The sequence below is a fragment of the Veillonella sp. 27098_8_77 genome (assembly GCF_041431535.1).
Lineage (GTDB): Bacteria > Bacillota > Negativicutes > Veillonellales > Veillonellaceae > Veillonella.
Window position 1 is genome coordinate 1 of record NZ_JAPVXW010000029.1, and the last position, 610, is coordinate 610.

The following is a 610-nucleotide window of genomic DNA, read 5'->3' on the forward strand; positions in this document are numbered from 1 at the left end:
AGTTATACAAAAAAATCACCTTGCTTAAGTATAATGTAGGTGTTCAAGCCGCATTATATACAAAAGAAAGGTGATTTTATATGGCAACAAAGACACAGAGCCTTGCGCACACAAAATGGTTATGCAAATACCACATAGTATTTACACCTAAGTATAGACGTAAAGTTATATATAATCAATACAGAAATAGTTTACGTGAAATACTGAGACGTTTATGTGAATATAAGGGAGTCAAGATTATAGAGGGGGAGCTTATGGCAGATCATGTGCATATGCTAGTGTTAATTCCACCTAAAATATCAGTTTCATCTTTTATGGGATATCTAAAGGGTAAAAGTGCGCTAATGATGTTCGATAAACACGCAAACTTAAAGTATAAATTTGGAAATAGACACTTTTGGTCCGAGGGATATTATGTAAGTACGGTAGGATTAAATGAAGCTACCGTAAAAAAATATATACGTGAGCAAGAGTTACATGACCAAATGAAAGATAAACTTAGTGTAAAAGAATATGAGGACCCTTTTAAGGGTAGCAAGTAATACATATCCCCTTTAAGGGGACCGTTACGAGTCAATGGCTATGCGGCTTGAACGTAGTGAAAGCCAGC

1 protein-coding gene is annotated in these 610 nt (G+C 35.2%); it reads left to right on the forward strand.

Going from position 1 to position 610, the window contains the following annotated elements; all coding sequences use genetic code 11:
• Positions 1–80: 80 nt before the first annotated feature.
• The gene (tnpA, locus tag O3617_RS09530; protein WP_005380067.1) at positions 81–542 is read left to right on the forward strand and encodes an IS200/IS605 family transposase; all 462 of its coding nucleotides are present in this window, start codon (positions 81–83) and stop codon (positions 540–542) included.
• Positions 543–610 lie beyond the last annotated feature (68 nt).